The organism is Arthrobacter sp. B0316-1-20, assembly GCF_059091865.1.
In genome coordinates this window covers 1-15,760 of the sequence record NZ_JBNHHC010000065.1, presented here as the reverse complement: position 1 = coordinate 15,760, position 15,760 = coordinate 1, and the positions used below count along the sequence as shown (strand labels likewise).

The window sequence follows — 15,760 nt, the reverse complement described above, 5'->3', positions numbered from 1 at the left end:
CGGCAGGTCACCGACCTCGATCCGGGCATTGGGCTGGGAAATGTCCCCTGATGCGGTCCTGCTACATCCGCACGGCACGGGCCCGGGTCTCCGCATCGTACTTCCCGGCTGCAGGCATCATCCGATTCTCCCAATCCTTGTTAGATCATGCCCTCCACTGATTTCATATCAAGTATTGGGTTGGGTTGCGTTGAGCACTTCGTCCAGCCAAGTGACTCGATTGGTAAAGCGCTTCGCCTTGCGTGGAGTGGTCCACCGGTAGAAGTCGTGCTCCCAGTTGATTATCAACCGCCGGCGGGACGTTAGAGCCGTGAAAGTGTGGACGAGCCAGGGAGTTCCCGAACCGTCAGCGACCACGATGGCCCGGCCTTGGCGGAGCTCCAGGAGGTCTTCGGCCTGCAATCCGGCTTCTTCAGATAGCTCTTCAAGAGTCTGCTGTTCGGGGGTCGCCCCGGTTTCCAAGAATCCGGTGATGCAGTGCCAAAGGCCGCTGTCGTGGCCAAGGTGGCGGCTCCTTCTGAACAGGGCAATCCGGCCCCGCCACTGGACGACGGCAGCGATGACGATGTGGTCCGGGTGGATTTCATATGAAGCGTCAGAGGGCAAACCCACGTCAGGGGATGCAGGGATAATGCGCATTTTCCTGTCCTTACCAAGTGCCCTAGAGGGCGCCCTCCCATACGTTTATAGACAAACGACAAACGTATGGGAGGGCAAAAGATTCTGCGGAAGGCCGCGCGTTCAACTACTTGCGCCACGAGCTGCTAGGCGTTGGGGGTATTGACGTAATCGCGTCGCGCTTCAGTCGGCAGGTACCTTTCCTCCGTGCTTGCGACGAATTCGGTCGAGGGCCGCCCAAGGCACGAGCCCCAGCCGAGATCGTATTCGGTGCCCTTGGCCTCATTCATTGTGGCAAGGTATTCCGCGAACGGAGTGGTGTCGCCGGCCTTCTTGATGTCTAGAAGCAGGCGCCAAACCTCATGGATGCCCGGCAGCACAAACGGCGCTATCTCGATTGCCTGACCCATTGCGGTCAGTTCATCGAGCGTCTTCTGCCCGAGGAGGTTCGGGCTCGGGATCACGTAGCTTGGTCCGGGCGTCTCTTTCAGCGCCAGCTCGGCCTGTTCCCACGTCTGGAGACCCTCGTAGAAGATGACATCAACTCCGGTTTCGGCGCAGTAGAGCTGCCCACGCCGGATTGCCTCGTCGATACCTCCGCCGGCAGCACCGTATCCGTCCATGCGGGCGACGATCACGAAGTCCTTGTCGTATTTGTCCCGCGCTTCGACGGCGGCGTTCAGCCGCCCGATCGCCTCTGCGTCGGATACCAGTTCAATGCCGGTGGCCCCGCCTGGCTTCTTCGGCTCACGCTGGTCCTCGATGTGGATGCCCGCAACACCGGCGTCGACGAACTCGGCGACCGTGCGCTGGACGTTGATGGGAGCCCCGTAACCCGTATCGGCGTCGCAGAAAACGGGAATATCAACGCTCCGGGCAACGCGTTTTGCGTGCGCTACTACCTCCGTCAAGGTCAGCCAGCCGGTGTCGGAGGCGCCCTCGGCCCACCACGCCGACATGCCCCCGAGACCTAGAACGCGTTGAAGCCTGCAGCCTGCGCCATCTGCGCGTGGACCGGCAAGGCGGCGAACGGAAGGACCGATGTCTCCTTGCTCTCGAAGACCGCGCGCAGTGCCTTACCCGGTGATGTCACAGCCATGCTTACAGCTCCTCTTTCGAATTGAATCCGACGGTCACGACGACGTATACGCAGTCCTCGTCGTAAGGGTTTCGCCAGGCGTGAGGTACGCCGGCCATGACAAGCAGGTCCCCCGGTACGAGAGTGCGCACCTTTCCACCCGGGAGTTCGAGATCGACCTTGCCCGAGATCACGACCTCGTAATCGATGGTCTCGCTGGCGTGCATGGCGGGATCGCCGCCATGCCCGACGTCCATCGCGGGATCGATCTTGTTCATATCGATCTCTTTGCCGGCCGAACGCGCCGGGATGCTATTGATCCCGAAGGTCGAACCGTTGGGCCCGGCGAGTTGGACGCTGGCGGGAGGCCGGCCAAAGTTCTCCTTACTGTGCCCGCCCTCGACGGCCCAGTAAAACGCTCCGTCGGCGACGTCCGGCACATCGATGACAGCCGGACCGTCAACCTCCAGAAAATCGGCCTCCCCTGACTCGGTCGGCCCCGCAACCACCAGCCGGAATTTTGCCGGGTGTGGAAAGGTCATTTATCTTCACTCCTTAGTAGAAAAACGATGTGCTTGGAATTTTGCGACCGCTCACGTTAATCCCCGCCCGGTTCGAGCGGTGGATGGAAAATGGTCGGCCAGTGAACATGACGATGTTTCCGGCGCACAGCGTGAGCCAGGGTCTAAAGTGCCCCTGCTCGGCTGCATGCTGACGTCGACGACGGCAGCATGCAGCCATGCCCGGAGGGTCCCTTGCGATCACTGCGCCAGTGGCGGCTGCATCAGCGCGAAGTCCTGTGTCAGGCGCGAAGTCCGGCGCTGCGCATCAGCGGGAAAATCTGCTCGTGCAGGCGGTCCAGACCCTCGTTGTAGTCGACCATCCCAACGCAGGTTCCGTCGATGCCTGCGTTGGATAGCTTCTGGAGCCCTTCGACGATCATCTCCGGAGTGCCTACCAGAGGTAGCAGATTGGCTCTCATGAAGGTTTTGATAGATTCATCGCCTTCGAAGTCATCGAAGTTGATGCTGCGGCCTCCCCCAGATTCAATGATGTTTTTATAGCGTGCGGCGCTCTCCCAGTCTCCCTTTTCCTCAACGACGTACTTCACGTAGTCCAGTGCTTCCTTCTCGGTGTCTTTGCAAATGATGTGGACGGGCGACCACAAAGATAGATCCTCCCGCCCCGCCTCGTCTGCGTTCTTCCGGAGTTTCGAAATGGCTGGCTTACTGCTCTCCAGATCGAAAAGCCCGGCAAACAGGATGTTGGCATGTTTGAACGCGAATTGCTGGCCTGCCGGACTCGAGCCGGCGCTCATGACCACGGGGCCCGGCGATTGAACGGGCTTGGGGTAAGCCTCCACTCCCTCCAGCTTGAAGAAGTCGCCGTCGAAGTCGAACCTGTACTCATCACCCTCGTCGGACCAGAGCCGCTCGACGATCGTCATCCACTCGTCCGCCAGCTCGTACCGCTTATCATGTTCGGGCAGGTCGAGACCGAACATCTTGTACTCCGGCTCGTGGTAGCCGGCGGTGGCGTTCAAACCCATTCGGCCGCCGCTGATGTGATCGATCGTCGCACTCATCTTCGCCGCCATGAGCGGGTGGACGAACGGCATATGGCAGGTGGCAAAAACCTGGATGTTCCGCGTCGCTGCCGCCAATCCCGCCGCCCACGTGAGCGTCTCGAACTGGCGGCCCCAGGGCCGGTCGGGGCCCGAAAGCCCCTGCCAGCGGGCGATCGGGATGAACCCCTCGACGCCATACCTGTCCGCTTTTTGGGCAAGGCCCTGCACCTCGCCCCAGTTGCCGAGCTTGATCATATTCTCGGCCAGCGTGAGACCGCCCTGCCCGGTGGAAACGTTCGCCCCGAACATTGCCATCTTGAACTTGTTCGGGCCGTCTATGATGGGCCGCTGGGCACGTTCAACCGTGTGATCGGCGACGAAGTCACGGTCAATGGTGCGGTCAGCGACGACGTCGGGCGATGTGATGGTCATGATTGTCAGACATCCTTTCGAGAAGACACAGATTTGGGTTGGTTATGTTCAGTACGGGTCATTGATTTTCTTCAGGCCTTTTGCCCCGGGTGCCGAAGCGCACCCGTGTCAGGCCCGCTTGAGCTCCGAGCCGAAGCTGGCAGGAGGCGGGATGCGCTTATCCGCGGTTGATGCCTTGCCTCTTGCCGGCACGGTTCAGATCTGCGATGCCTCTCCGAGGGCGTGCCAGGACCGGTTGTGGTAGACCAGAGGCTTTCCGGGTGACGCGTTTCCGGCCAGGCCCGGTGAGGCTTCAAGGGCCTCAACGGCCAGGATGGCGGACCCGCCGGCAGCCATGGAGTTCACGATCCTGCCCCGGATCCAGGCCTGGGCCGAGAGAAAGTAGGGTTCCCCGGTCTCAAGCCGTGACCACTGGGAGGTGTCGGCGAACCGGTCGATTCCGCTGGTCGCGCAGAGTTTCGCGATGTCCGCTTCTTCCGCGCTGAGCAGGTGCACCACGACCGTATCTGCACTGCGAATCGTCGGGGTGCTGGACGAAAACTCAGAGACCGAGAAGGCCAGAATGTTAGGTTCCACGCTGGCCGAAATCACCGAGGTTGCGGTCAGGCCGACCGGTCCGTTGCCGGCATCGGCTGTGATGACAGCGACCCCGCCGGGGTGGTTGCGGAACGCGGCCTTGAATTCCTCGGCCGTAATCGCCGGCCTGTCCATTTCCGCGAATTGAGTCCCCCCTGAAGCGGTGCGGGCGGCCGAGGCACTGCTGCTGATGCTCACCGGATCTCCTTTGATGTAGGTGTGCCGGCTTCTCTGCCGGCCCTCGTTCAGGAATAACGCTATGAGCGGACGACAGCGGCCCGGTAGGGTAAAGGACGCCAATCACATAGGAAAGCACGCTAAGCACGTTCCCTTTGTCCGGCGATGGCGCGAGATGCCAATCCTATGACATACTTCACAGGATGTCGGCGATTCAACCGCCACAGAGCTTCCGCAGCGGCAGGCCGGACCCTCCCGGCGAGGAGAGAGGCGTCCTGAGAACCGTTCCTCCCGGCGCCGGGTCGAACGTGCCATGCGGAGGAACGACATCCGGGCCGGCTTTACCGGGCTCCCGTTGGCTGGCCAGCTTTGCGTAGCGGCAAGGGTGGCTTTCTTAGGGGTTCCCGAACATGCCGGACCGCAGTGTTACGTCTGCGGTGAAAAGGGGGCAACGATGAAATTAAGCACGTATCAGAACCTGCGACTGCCGAATTTCAGTGTTCACGCAATGCGCGGGCTGCTCGAAGAGGCAGGTCTCGATTGGCGGACCGCCCTCGCGAATGCGGAAATTGACCCTGACGTGGTAAACCGTCCGGGAGGCACTATCCCTGCACGGAAGGAGCTGGCCTTTCAGCTTCAGTTCGTCGCTCTCACCAGAGATCGTGTCGATCTTTGGATGAAGGTCGGGCATGCCTACACACTGGGCTCTTTCGGCGTTCGAGGACTGGCGTTCTTAACGGCGCCGAACGTCGAGGCGTGGGTAGAAGTGGCCACCGGAATGGACTACGGCCCCGGCCTCATGGAGAGTGCGCCTCTGCGGACTCCAGATGGCGCGGTGACCGGGATGGAGATGACCTACCCCGAGGCCCCGGAAGAGTTGATCCCGTTCAGCGTCTATCGTGACTTCTGTTCCGCCGCCCGTACCCTCACGTGGCTGTACGGCGCCCCTTTCCCCTTCACCCGGGTCGAATTCCCTCTCGCAGAAGCCTCCCCCGAGGTTTTGACGTACATCCCGTGCGAGATCCTCTGCGGCTCCGAAGCCCTGCGGTTATGGTGGGACCCCGCAGTATCGACACTTGAGCTGCCCTTCGGTGACGCGTTCCAGCACACGACGTGGATGAAAGAAGACAGGAAGCTTCTCGATACACTCAGCGCGACCGGCGATTGGCGAGGCACCGTCGTGAAGGCCATTAGGGCCGCGCCCGAGCTCAACCGCAAACTGGCCAATGTGGCCGCAACGATGCAGGTCTCCCCACGCACCCTGCAACGCAAGCTCGAACTCACCGGTAGCGACTTCGCCCAGATACGGGACGAAACCTTGAGCGACCTCGCCGCCGATCTGCTCTCGAATACCGATCACTCCGTCGCACGAATATCCCGCACGCTGGGCTACACCGACCCAGCCAGCTTCACCGTCGCCTTCAAACGATGGAAGGGGATCCCGCCGAAAGCGTACAGGGATGCTTCTCACTACAGGCGGGGTCGCGGTCCGGAGGAATAGCTATACTCGTCTCTCCGGTCCAGACGGAGTGCCAGCCACCAGGTCTGCCCTTACAGGCAGCCGGAATGACGACCGCGGCGACCATTCTCACGGAACTGGGACACTGGCCCGGGGCTGACATTCATGGTGGCGTGCCTCGATTGGGCAGAATCGCCCGTGGCGGGGATCCTGCAGCAAGGCGCGCTTCCGGGGCCCATGCCCGCACCTTGGTTAAGCGCCCACCCGCCGCAGGTGGAATGCCGATCGTTTGGCGTCTCTTCGGACATCCGGTGGGGAGTGAGGGTTACGGCGTGGTGAGCACCGGATAGGGGGCCGGGGTCCCCGAGGATCAGTAGCGACCAAGCATGCTGCTCCAACACGAGGACCCCGACTTGTCCAACACACGGGGTGCGCTGCCGCGCCCACCACCAATCCCTGTTCCCGTTGCGATGTTCTGCTTGGCCTGGAAGGTGTCCATGCCGGGCCGTCGAACATGGCGAGGCGTTGATGACGGTGACCGTCTCCACGCCCTGGCAGCCGGTCTTGTGTCCCGGCTGCGGGGTTCCGGCCCCGAGCCGGGGCCGGCGGCTCCGGGTCCTGAAGGACGTGCCCCACGGGGAGTTGAGGGTCCGGTTGGTGTGGCGCCAGCGGACCTGGCGCTGCCCGGACCCGGGCTGCGCACGAGGAACGTTCGCCGAGCAGGTTCCGGACCTGGTCGCCGCGCAGGGGTCTGTCACCACCCGGGCCGTGACGTGGGCGGTGCGGCAGCTGCGCCGCGAGCACGCCACCATCCTGGGCCTGGCCCGCCGGCTCGGGACGGCGTGGAAGACACTGTGGCGCGCGGTCCGTCCCGTGCCGGAGCGCCTCGCGGCGGACCAGGCCCGCTTCGCCGGCGTCACCAGCCTCGGGGTCGACGAACACATCTGGCACCACGGCGATCCGCGCAAGCGGGGCCCGAAGGAGCTGACCGGGATGGCCGGCCTCACCCGCGATGCCAGGGGCAGGGTGCGTGCCAGGCTGCTGGACCTGGTGCCGGGGCGCTCGAAGAAGGCCTGCGCCGACTGGCTCGCCGAACGCGGCCGCGAAGCACCTCCATCGCCCCAGGCGCCTGGGGCTTCCGGAACTTCAGCAACTACCGGCTGCGGATGCTGCTCTCAGCCGGCGGCCACCGTCCGTACCGGCAGAAACCGTCCAACCACGCTTAAGTACGAAGAGCCCGTAATGCGGACTAGAGTCTTGGTGCTCGCGATGCAGTTCCTCGTCCGCCAACTCGTACTTTCCAAACCGAGTTGCGTGGCTCTGCGTGAAGAACGTCTGACTTTCGACCTTTCCGCTCGTGTTCATCGATCTACTTCCCTTCACAGAACAACCTCCTTGTCATCAATGATTAGCGCTCCCTGCGTCAAACCGAATTGAGGCCGCTTAGCACGGTTCATGCGGCACGACAGTTCATCAGAAGGAGCCCGCGTACGTATGTACTGACCGTCGATCACACACCCCTCCGCTTGCGTGCGTAGGAGTCCATGCCGACCGCGAGAATCAAGACCAGACTCTGGATGATGTTCGCGTAGCCACTGGACAGTGCGAGCGAGTCAATGACGTTCGATAGCGAAGCGAAAATCGCCAGACCGATCGCGGTGCGCCAGACCGCGCCCTCCCCACCCCAAAGCGACGTACCGCCGAGGACGACCACGGCGAAGCTGTTCAGCATCAGCGACGCTTCTGTCTGGACCATGTCGGCGCCGATGCCACCGAGCTTCAACGCCAACAAGACGCCAGCCAGGCCCGCCATCGTGGCGGAGATCGTGAACGCTGTGATTTGGAGGGTCGGCACGCGCATACCCGCAAGACGTGAAGCCTCGGCATTGCCGCCAATACTCATAAGCGATCGACCAAATATGGTGTGGCCCAAGACGAACTCGCCAAGCAGGAAGGCCGCAAAGAGAATGACAAGAACCAGTGACACCCCTAACAGATCGACATTAGCGAGCTGGAGAGCCGCGCTGTTCACAACTGCTTGTGATGTTCCCACGAACAGTATGACGATTCCGCTTAGCAGGCTGCCCATGGCGAGGGTCCCGATGAAGGCATTCACGCCGAGTCGGGTAACAAGCAGACCGTTGACCACACCGATCCCGACGCAGACCGCCAAAGCGACGAGGATGGCCATGCCAGCTGGTACTGATGAGGAGAGCCGCGCGAAGACCGCCGCCGACAGGATGCAGGCGCCCACGACCGACAAGTCGAATGACCCCGAGATGATGACGAACGTCAGCCCGATAGCAACGAGACCAAGCTCGACATTCTGGGTCAGGATGAGCTCGAGATTGCTCGGAGTGAAGAATCGTGGGTACGCTACTTGGGCGAAGATCAAGGTGAGCACGAGAAACACCAGCATCACGTGCTTTAACAACAGATCGAGCACCCGCGAGCCAACGGATCGCAGGGTACTGATCTGCGGTTTGGACGCCGGTGCCGGCGTCTTGAGGTCAAGCATGGGTTTTCTCCTCGGTCGGAATCGCAGTTGTCTCGCTGCTTATGGGAGCGGGTCCGGCGGACGCAGCGTCCGTGAGGCGATTGATGGCATCCGCAAGGGTTTGCGGGTCATTGTCCTGGGAAGCGAGGTCGAACTCGCCTGCGATGGCACCCGCGTGAAGCACCAATATTCTGTCGCAGACCTCGACCAGTTCCTCCAACTCGGACGACGCGACCAGGACGGCCGTGCCTTCAGAAGCCAGCGACCGCAGGGTATCGACGATGATCGACTTAGCGCCGACATCGATCCCCCGCGTCGGTTCGTCGGCCAGAAGGATCTTCACCGGGTGGTGCATCCACCGAGCGAAGAGCAACTTCTGTTGGGTCCCGCCAGATAAGCTTTCAGAACGTACGGCCCAACGATGCTCAGGAATGCGCAATCCCCTGGCAGCCGAGCGAGCAGCGGCACCAGTCCGCTTGCCAAGGACCCCAAACGTCGCGGCCGCTCCGAGGTCCGTGAGGACCGCATTTGTCGCCGCGGAGAGACCGGGGATCAGGCCAGAGTTCTTGCGGTCATCAGTGATAAAGCCGATCCCGAGCTTTTTCGCCACTCGCGGACTGCCGGGAACACCGATCTGCTCGCCGTCGAGAGTAACGCTGCCCGTCGTGCCGGGGAGCAGCCCGAACAATGCCCGCAGGGTCGACGTGCGACCCGCACCGACCAAGCCCGCCAGCCCGACGATCTCTCCAGGCCGGACCTGCAGATTAATCCCTTGGAGAATCCCTGGACAGCTAAGTTCACTCACTGTCAAACGGTCAGGGACGTCGCGGCCTCTTCCTGCTGCCTCACGATTCTTGTCAGCCCATGGTGAGGACTGAGTCCGTGATGGCAGGTGGTCAGGACCCCGAATGATGTTGACCAATTCGGATCGCGTCGTGTCAGAGGTCGGACCGGACCAGACGACACGGCCGTCTCGAAAGGCGGTCACGCCGTCGGCAAGATCGATAACCTCGGCGAGATCATGCGTCACCAGCACCTGAGTGCGGCCCTCGTCCCTCAGGGTCGCCATGACCGCTTGGAGCACACGTCGCTCGCGGTAAGTGAGTGCTGCCGTCGGCTCGTCGTAGATGATCAAGCGCGGCTCGTCATGCAGCGCCTTGATAATCTCCACCATCTGCCGCTCGGCAATAGAGAGCTTTCGCGCGGGAGTGCCGTACGGGAGGCTGCTTCCGAGACGCTTGCAATACCGCTCAACCTGCTCACGCATTGCCTCGTCGTCCGGTCGGCCTCCTCTCGACAACCACCGCCCGAGGAAGACGTTCGCCTCCACGGACAGAGCCGGAACGATCATCAACTCCTGGTAGATGGTTGCAACGCCCGCGTCGCGGGTCGCTTTGGGGCGCCCGAAGGGGGCCGGCTCGCCGAACAACGTCACGTCACCTTCGGTTGGCACCACGCGCCCGGAGAGAATTCCTGCCATCGTCGACTTGCCGGCGCCGTTCTCGCCGACGAACGCATGGATCTCGCCCACACGCACGTCGACGTTTACCGTTTCAAGAGCTGTCGTGGCGCCGTACCGCTTCGTCACACCTCGACATTGCAGTGCAAGCATCGGCACGTCGTTGGAGCCGACCATCAGTAATCCGACTGGAAGTTGTCGACGTTGGCAGAAGTTATCTTGGGCAGCGCCGTCGGGTTATCCGGGTCCTCGGGCCGCTGACCGTCATTAACCACCACGCGCGGGACCTCCTGGGAACCTTGCGAGGCTAAGATCAGCGATTCCGTCACCACGAACCCGCTCACCTTCGGGAAGTATGGAATGGTGAAGACAACTTCGCCTGCCTTGAGGGCCGGAATGATGCCGGCTTTGCCACCCGCGTCATAGACCTTGATCTTGCCCGACAGCCCGGCCTCTTTGATCGCCTTCAGTGCGCCGAGAGTCTCCTCGCTCGAGTTGCAGATAAGGACATCTAGATCGGGATGAGCAATCAGGAACCTCTGAGTGGCCGAGAGTCCGGCCTCAAAGCTGGGAGCTTGTCGGTCGATCGCAACAAGCTCGAAGTCCGTACCCTTCGTGGCTGTCTCGAAGTTCTTGACTGCCCCGTCCGCGCCTGTCTGTCCGACGGGTCCGACGAGCAGGACGGCCTTCGTCGGCCCGGGGTTGTCCTCCACTATCATCTGCGCGAACTTGAGGCTGGCGTCGTTCTGCGAAGTTCCACCCACGTAATTCACCGTTCCGGGAACCCACAGGTCTTTGTCGGACGAGAACGCGCGGCCGCACATGGCGCCGTTTACGACGGAGAGCGCCAGCCCCTTGTCCGCAGCGGTTGCAACGGTCGAACAGATGCTGTCGTCCACTGGTTGGATTACTCCGAGCCCGAATGTCCCGCTCGCGATCGCCGATGCAATCTGGTTCCGCTGTACGGAGGGGTTGAACCTGGCGTCGAATACGGTCAAGTCGTACCCATACTTCTCGGCCGCAGCCTCGGCCCCTTCGACGCCCGCTGCAGAGTAAGTATTGGAAGTGCCGTTCGCGAACACGGCGATCTTGGGCTTCGGACCAGACTTGCTGAACTTCACGCTCTTGCCCTCGCCCACATCGACCGTGATGGTGTCTGCGTCTACGGTGACGGGGACCATGGGGCCCAGAGACACCGCATCGGCCAGCGACGGTTCGAAGACAGAGGAGTTGCCCGAGCCAGCTGGGCCATCGTTGCTCTCTGGCGCGGCGCACCCCGAGACAAGGGTAATCCCGCTGAGCAAGGCTGCGGCCACGAAGAACTTCGCGACCCCAGTCGGTTTCATTGCGATGAGGGACATGCTTTATTTCCTTTACCTTAGGAACAAATCGGTTGGGAATTCGTCAGTTGATCTCGAGGATGACCTTTGCCCTGGCCGGCGCGTAGTTCTTCGATGACGTCGAGGAGGTCGTCCCATGGGCGTAGCGCGACCCAGCCTTCTGCGGGGTAGTCACCTCTCGCCAAGCCCTTGATGACCTCGTCGAAATCGGCCTGCGTGTGGGCCATAGCACCGATGACACGCTTCTCATTAGGCTGCATTGCCCACAGATCGAGCGTCACCGGTTGGCCGTGGATCGCCACCACGACCAGTCGACCATAGGCACCGAGGAGGTGGACGCCCTGCGAAAAGGCGGACGCAACGCCAGCCGCGTCGAAGAAAGCATCCGCTCCGATTCCAGCGGAGAGATCGTGCACGATGGTGGCGAGGTTCTCTGTGGTCGGGTCCACGACACGTGCACCGAGCCGTTCGATGATGGCGCGTCGATCCGCGCTCGGTTCTGATACGACGACCTTCGAGATGCCACGGGCCCGAAGGTCCAGGAAGATGCCGATTCCAATTGGGCCGGCTCCGGCCACTACGACGGTGTCACTCGTCGAGAGTTCGGCTAGGTTCACCGCGTGGTGCGACACCGCCAGCGGCTCCACCATGGCGCCCTGCATGAGCGAGACGGAGTCGGGCAACTGGTGAACAAACCGCTCGCTCAGCGTCACGGACTGGCCAGCGCCCCCCGTTGCCCTCACTCAGGTTCGTGCAGGCGAACGATGGGGCCCCGGACTTGCACTTCGCACACTCGCCGCAGTTGGGGATGGGGTATACAGCCACCCGGTCGCCGACTTTGCAACGGTCAACCGCAGATCCGACCGCAACAATGGTCCCCGCGTACTTGTGCCCGACGCGCTTGGGGAGGATAGCTCCGGAGTCGTCGTAATCGAACTTCATCCCAGAGTGCTCGGGGTCGTAGAAGAGATGCAGATCGGTGCCACACACGCCGTTGTAGGCGACTTGGACCCTCACGTCGGTCTCACCCAACTCGGGTTCAAGGATGTCGTCGAACCTGAAATCCTGGGCCGCATGAAAACGTACTGCGCGCATCTCTCTCCCTTCTTGGCCACCAGGCGATGGCATGACGTGGGATGGGGGACGTGTTTCACGACTATGTAATCCACGTCTCTTATTTGCGAAACCCTATCTGCCACCTTGGCCTTTGTAAACCATATAGTTGGTAGGTTTTTACGCCTCAATCGACCAGAAGTGGGTAAGGGAGGCGACAAGGCAGACGTGATCCGCACTGGAACTGGTGGAGGGCATGATCTAACAAGGATTGGGAGAATCGGATGATGCCTGCAGCCGGGAAGTACGATGCGGAGGGACCCGGGCCCGTGCCGTGCGGATGTAGCAGGACCGCATCAGGGGACATTTCCCAGCCCAATGCCCGGATCGAGGTCGGTGACCTGCCGGGGATCAATGGGTCCGCGTTGCGGAACCGGATCCGCCGGGACCTGGGCGAGGGCGTGACCCCGCCGGCCGGTTGATGACGAAGTCGCCCGGCGGCGGAAGGAGAACGCGCAGCTGCGCCGGGCCGATGAGATCCTGCGGACCGCTGCGGCTTTTTTCGCCGCGGCGGAGCCCGGCCGCAAACCCGGACAGTAGCCGGATACATCCGGAAATATGCCGACGGGTTCGGGGCCGGTCTGCCTATTACGCCCACCGTTCCCGTGGCGTCGGACCACCGGGGCCGGGCTTCAGGATGCTTGTGCGGCCAACACCCTGAGGGATCTGCGGGTCCTGAACCGCAGCGTCTACGGGGTGCTCAAGCTCTGGTGTCAAGCCCCGGGTTTTTTGGAGGGTGTTTTAGCTGGAAATTGCGAGTGGTTCAGGTGCCGGGTGACCGGCGTGTGACTGCTCGTATTCGGCGACCTCCAGGTGGCCGATGTCCCGCCAGGGGCCCTTTGTTGCGCACGAGCTCGGCCTTGAACAGCGAGTTGAACGCCTCGGCCATGGCATTGTCGTAACTGTCTCCCCGGGACCCCACGGAGGCCACAGCCGCCGCCTCCGCGAGGCGTTCGGTGTAGCGGACGGCCCGATACTGACCCCCCGCGGTCGCTATGGTGGACCAGCCCGGGACAGGTCGGCCCCGTCCCGGATCCTGGACCGGAGGCCCATCTCCAGCGCGTCCGGCGCCAGCTCCATATAGCGACCCGTTGACACCTGCCAGCCCACGATCCGGCGGGAGAACACACCGGCACGAACGCGGAACAGGCCCGGCCGGCAAAGGTGCGCACATAGGTGATGCCGGCGACCCACAGCCGGTTCGGCGCCGGGGCGCTGAACCGGCGCCCGGCCGGGTCCGCCGGCCTGCCGGTCTCCGGCGCCGGCCTGGTGGTGCGCGGTCCCTTGGCCCGGGAGATCCCGCGCAGCCCCTCGGCGCGCATCAGCCGCTCGACCGTGCAGCGGGCCACCTGCCGGCCCTGCCGGCGCAGCTCGGCGCGGACCTTCCACACCCTGTAGACCCCGTAATTGTCCTTATGGGGCTTCACAGTTGAGGGTGTAGCCGGGGTGGGCGCGTCGGTAACCGGATAGAGGTCCAGGTCTTCCGATGATGGATGTTCCTACGCCGCCCATCCGAAAGACCTCGACATGGCTAACGCTACCTTCATTCGTCCTGACCTGACCACGTTCGCTCGTCTCGACGGGCTCGGCCTCGAAGTCGTCGGACAGCGCCTTGAGCCGGATCGGGCAGTGTTGGAGTGCCGTGGCAGGGCCGGATGATTGGTGCCGCCGGTGCGGGTGCCGGGGCGTCCCGCGGGACACGGTGACCAGGCGCCTGGCGCACGAACCGTTCGGGTGGCGTCCTGTGACGCTGCTGCTGCGGGTCCGCCGCTACCGGTGCACCGGATGCGGGCGCGTGTGGCGCCAGGACAGCACGAGGGCGGCCGAGCCACGGGCGAAGCTCTCGCGCCGCGGCCAAGGCCCGCACCGCCGCGGTCAACCAGATCAAGGGGCTTCTCCTCCCGGCCCCGGAGGCACTGCGCGCGAAATACCGGGGCACCGGGACCCAGGCGATGATCACAGCCCGCCAGCGGGCCCGGCCGTCCGGCCATGCCGCCGACCCGGAATACATCACCTTGCTGACGCTGAAGCCGCCGGCCGTCCGCTACCGGTCCCTGGCCGCCGAAATCGAGGCCGCGGACGCCGCGATCAGGGAAATCCCCGATACCTGCGCCCCGCTGCTCTGCGACCTGCCGGCAGCGGGCCCCGAAGTGGCCAGCCAGCTGCCGGTCATCCTCGGAGACAACCCGGACCGGATCGGCAGCGAAGCCCAATTCGCAGCCCCGGCCGGGGCCGCGCCCATCCCGGCATCATCGGGAAAGACGACCCGGCACCGGCTCAGCCGCGGCGGCGACCGCAACGCCAACCGGGCCCTGCACCAGGTCGTCCTGATCCGCATGTCCTCGTGCCCGCGCACCAGGGACTACGTGAACAAACGCACCGCCGAGGGCCGGAGCAAGCGGGAGATCATCCGCTGCCTCAAACGCTACCTTGCCCGTGAAATCTACCGCCGGATCACCGACCCCGGCCCGCTCCGGACAACACCGGCCTGCGCCAAGGACGCATGCAGCCCGGACCCACCATCAAGGCCGCCGCCGGCCACCTCGGCCAACGGCCCTCAGTCATCTCCCGCCTCGAGCGCGCACTCATCCGCAACGACGCCCTCGCAGCGACGTACCGGAAGTGGCTGTCAGCCCAGAACCCCCAAAAAGCGAATTGACAGCAATAGGAGCATCCCGGGACGGTTCAGTTCCAGGCGCTACCGGACCGCGAGCACCACCTGATCGCGGCCGGGCAGGTGATCGTCGGGGACAAGGGCTTCGCCGGGAAGGACTTCGAGGCCTTCATCGCAGGCCTCGGCGTCGTCCTGCTGCGCCCGGACCGGAAGGACGAGCCCGCCCGCTTCGGCAGCCTCGGGAGGGTCCGTCAATGGATCGAGTCGGTCTTCGACACCCTCAAGAGCCAGCTCACCCTCGAACAGCACGGCGGACAGACCCCTGCTGGCGTCTATGCCCGGATCGCAGCCCGGCTCTTCGCCCTGGCCGCGGGGATCTGGCACAACTGGCTCATCAACGCCCCGCGGAAACGATCCCTGACCGCCTACGACCACTAAACCCAAACGGACTCAATCATCATCATCTAGGCGGCAGGGCGATCTCTGCGAACGGGTGCGCCTTGGCGAACAGCCCTCGATCGCCTTCGTCCCAGCTGGACGTCAATCGACTCGACCATATCCGCCATCGCCCCTGACGCTTAACCAATCCGAACTCGTAATAGCCACCGATGGTCAGGATCTCGGTGACGCCATCGAGAGTCAGCACGTGCCTGGCCACCAGGTTCACGTCGACCATCGCATGGTTGGAGTCATCAAACCTCGTGACAGGGGTCGACATATTGTGCTGAGTGGCGGTGAAGCCTGTGATTGAAGCTCTCACAGTGTCTACCCAACTATCGGCCTGGGCCTACACCGAACCTGACTCCCCCATCGGGACCCTATAGGGGAGT

14 protein-coding genes and 4 pseudogenes are annotated in these 15,760 nt (G+C 63.1%); 5 read left to right on the top strand and 13 right to left on the bottom strand.

Annotation, left to right across the window (positions count from 1 at the left end; genetic code table 11):
- Nucleotides 1–168 precede the first annotated feature (168 nt).
- The 6 genes from AC5RW2_RS37350 to AC5RW2_RS37325 all read right to left on the bottom strand — a co-directional run bounded on the left by AC5RW2_RS37350 (nucleotide 169) and on the right by AC5RW2_RS37325 (nucleotide 4,406).
- Complete coding sequence (locus AC5RW2_RS37350; RefSeq protein ID WP_494002609.1) at nucleotides 169–639, bottom strand: NUDIX domain-containing protein; 471 nt, start codon at nucleotides 637–639, stop codon at nucleotides 169–171.
- Between the two features lie 125 nt (nucleotides 640–764).
- A complete protein-coding gene (locus AC5RW2_RS37345) occupies nucleotides 765–1,577 on the bottom strand; it encodes an isocitrate lyase/PEP mutase family protein (RefSeq protein ID WP_494032771.1) in 813 nt (270 codons plus the stop codon).
- An 11-nt stretch (nucleotides 1,578–1,588) separates the two neighbouring features.
- The gene (locus tag AC5RW2_RS37340) at nucleotides 1,589–1,717 is read right to left on the bottom strand and encodes a hypothetical protein (protein ID WP_494032770.1); all 129 of its coding nucleotides are present in this window, start codon (nucleotides 1,715–1,717) and stop codon (nucleotides 1,589–1,591) included.
- A 2-nt stretch (nucleotides 1,718–1,719) separates the two neighbouring features.
- A complete protein-coding gene (locus tag AC5RW2_RS37335; protein WP_494032769.1) occupies nucleotides 1,720–2,238 on the bottom strand; it encodes a cupin domain-containing protein in 519 nt (172 codons plus the stop codon).
- Between the two features lie 260 nt (nucleotides 2,239–2,498).
- Nucleotides 2,499–3,695, bottom strand: a complete 1,197-nt coding sequence (locus AC5RW2_RS37330) for an LLM class flavin-dependent oxidoreductase (RefSeq protein WP_494032768.1) — start codon at nucleotides 3,693–3,695, stop codon at nucleotides 2,499–2,501.
- Nucleotides 3,696–3,890: 195 nt separating this feature from the next.
- A complete protein-coding gene (locus AC5RW2_RS37325) occupies nucleotides 3,891–4,406 on the bottom strand; it encodes a flavin reductase family protein (protein ID WP_494032777.1) in 516 nt (171 codons plus the stop codon).
- Nucleotides 4,407–4,902: 496 nt separating this feature from the next.
- Here AC5RW2_RS37325 and AC5RW2_RS37320 point away from each other — a divergent pair, with 496 nt between their 5' ends.
- On the top strand, nucleotides 4,903–5,949 hold the full coding sequence (locus AC5RW2_RS37320) for an AraC family transcriptional regulator (protein ID WP_494032767.1): 1,047 nt from the start codon (nucleotides 4,903–4,905) through the stop codon (nucleotides 5,947–5,949).
- Nucleotides 5,950–6,331: 382 nt separating this feature from the next.
- A pseudogene (locus AC5RW2_RS37315) lies at nucleotides 6,332–7,008 on the top strand (helix-turn-helix domain-containing protein); the annotation flags it as partial.
- A gap of 409 nt (nucleotides 7,009–7,417) precedes the next feature.
- Here the strand turns inward: AC5RW2_RS37315 and AC5RW2_RS37310 are convergent.
- The 6 genes from AC5RW2_RS37310 to AC5RW2_RS37285 all read right to left on the bottom strand — a co-directional run bounded on the left by AC5RW2_RS37310 (nucleotide 7,418) and on the right by AC5RW2_RS37285 (nucleotide 13,707).
- Nucleotides 7,418–8,425: an ABC transporter permease gene (locus AC5RW2_RS37310; RefSeq protein WP_494032766.1), complete on the bottom strand. Its 1,008-nt coding sequence runs from the start codon at nucleotides 8,423–8,425 to the stop codon at nucleotides 7,418–7,420.
- A complete protein-coding gene (locus AC5RW2_RS37305) occupies nucleotides 8,418–10,040 on the bottom strand; it encodes a sugar ABC transporter ATP-binding protein (RefSeq protein WP_494032765.1) in 1,623 nt (540 codons plus the stop codon). Before AC5RW2_RS37305 ends, AC5RW2_RS37310 begins: the two co-directional genes overlap by 8 nt.
- Nucleotides 10,040–11,224 carry a sugar ABC transporter substrate-binding protein gene (locus tag AC5RW2_RS37300; RefSeq protein WP_494032764.1) on the bottom strand — a complete coding sequence of 395 codons (1,185 nt, stop codon included), beginning with the start codon at nucleotides 11,222–11,224 and terminating at the stop codon, nucleotides 10,040–10,042. The genes AC5RW2_RS37305 and AC5RW2_RS37300 overlap by 1 nt, the downstream gene beginning before the upstream one ends.
- 17 nt (nucleotides 11,225–11,241) lie before the next feature.
- The gene (locus tag AC5RW2_RS37295) at nucleotides 11,242–11,910 is read right to left on the bottom strand and encodes a zinc-binding dehydrogenase (protein ID WP_494032776.1); all 669 of its coding nucleotides are present in this window, start codon (nucleotides 11,908–11,910) and stop codon (nucleotides 11,242–11,244) included.
- Complete coding sequence (locus AC5RW2_RS37290) at nucleotides 11,792–12,298, bottom strand: alcohol dehydrogenase catalytic domain-containing protein (RefSeq protein ID WP_494032763.1); 507 nt, start codon at nucleotides 12,296–12,298, stop codon at nucleotides 11,792–11,794. Before AC5RW2_RS37290 ends, AC5RW2_RS37295 begins: the two co-directional genes overlap by 119 nt.
- A gap of 731 nt (nucleotides 12,299–13,029) precedes the next feature.
- Nucleotides 13,030–13,707 (bottom strand): IS3 family transposase, encoded by a 678-nt coding sequence (locus AC5RW2_RS37285; protein WP_494032775.1) that lies wholly within the window; start codon nucleotides 13,705–13,707, stop codon nucleotides 13,030–13,032.
- Nucleotides 13,708–13,843: 136 nt separating this feature from the next.
- Between AC5RW2_RS37285 and AC5RW2_RS37280 the strand changes: the two are divergent.
- From AC5RW2_RS37280 to AC5RW2_RS37270, 3 genes and pseudogenes are all read left to right on the top strand, one after another.
- Nucleotides 13,844–14,171 (top strand): annotated as a pseudogene (locus tag AC5RW2_RS37280) (ISL3 family transposase); the annotation flags it as partial.
- A gap of 97 nt (nucleotides 14,172–14,268) precedes the next feature.
- Complete coding sequence (locus AC5RW2_RS37275) at nucleotides 14,269–15,039, top strand: transposase (protein ID WP_494075141.1); 771 nt, start codon at nucleotides 14,269–14,271, stop codon at nucleotides 15,037–15,039.
- A pseudogene (locus AC5RW2_RS37270) lies at nucleotides 15,033–15,368 on the top strand (IS982 family transposase); the annotation flags it as partial. The gene AC5RW2_RS37275 and the pseudogene AC5RW2_RS37270, both read left to right, overlap by 7 nt.
- A gap of 22 nt (nucleotides 15,369–15,390) precedes the next feature.
- Here AC5RW2_RS37270 and AC5RW2_RS37265 read toward each other — a convergent pair.
- Nucleotides 15,391–15,696, bottom strand: a pseudogene (locus AC5RW2_RS37265) (nuclear transport factor 2 family protein); the annotation flags it as partial.
- Between the last annotated feature and the right edge of the window lie 64 nt (nucleotides 15,697–15,760).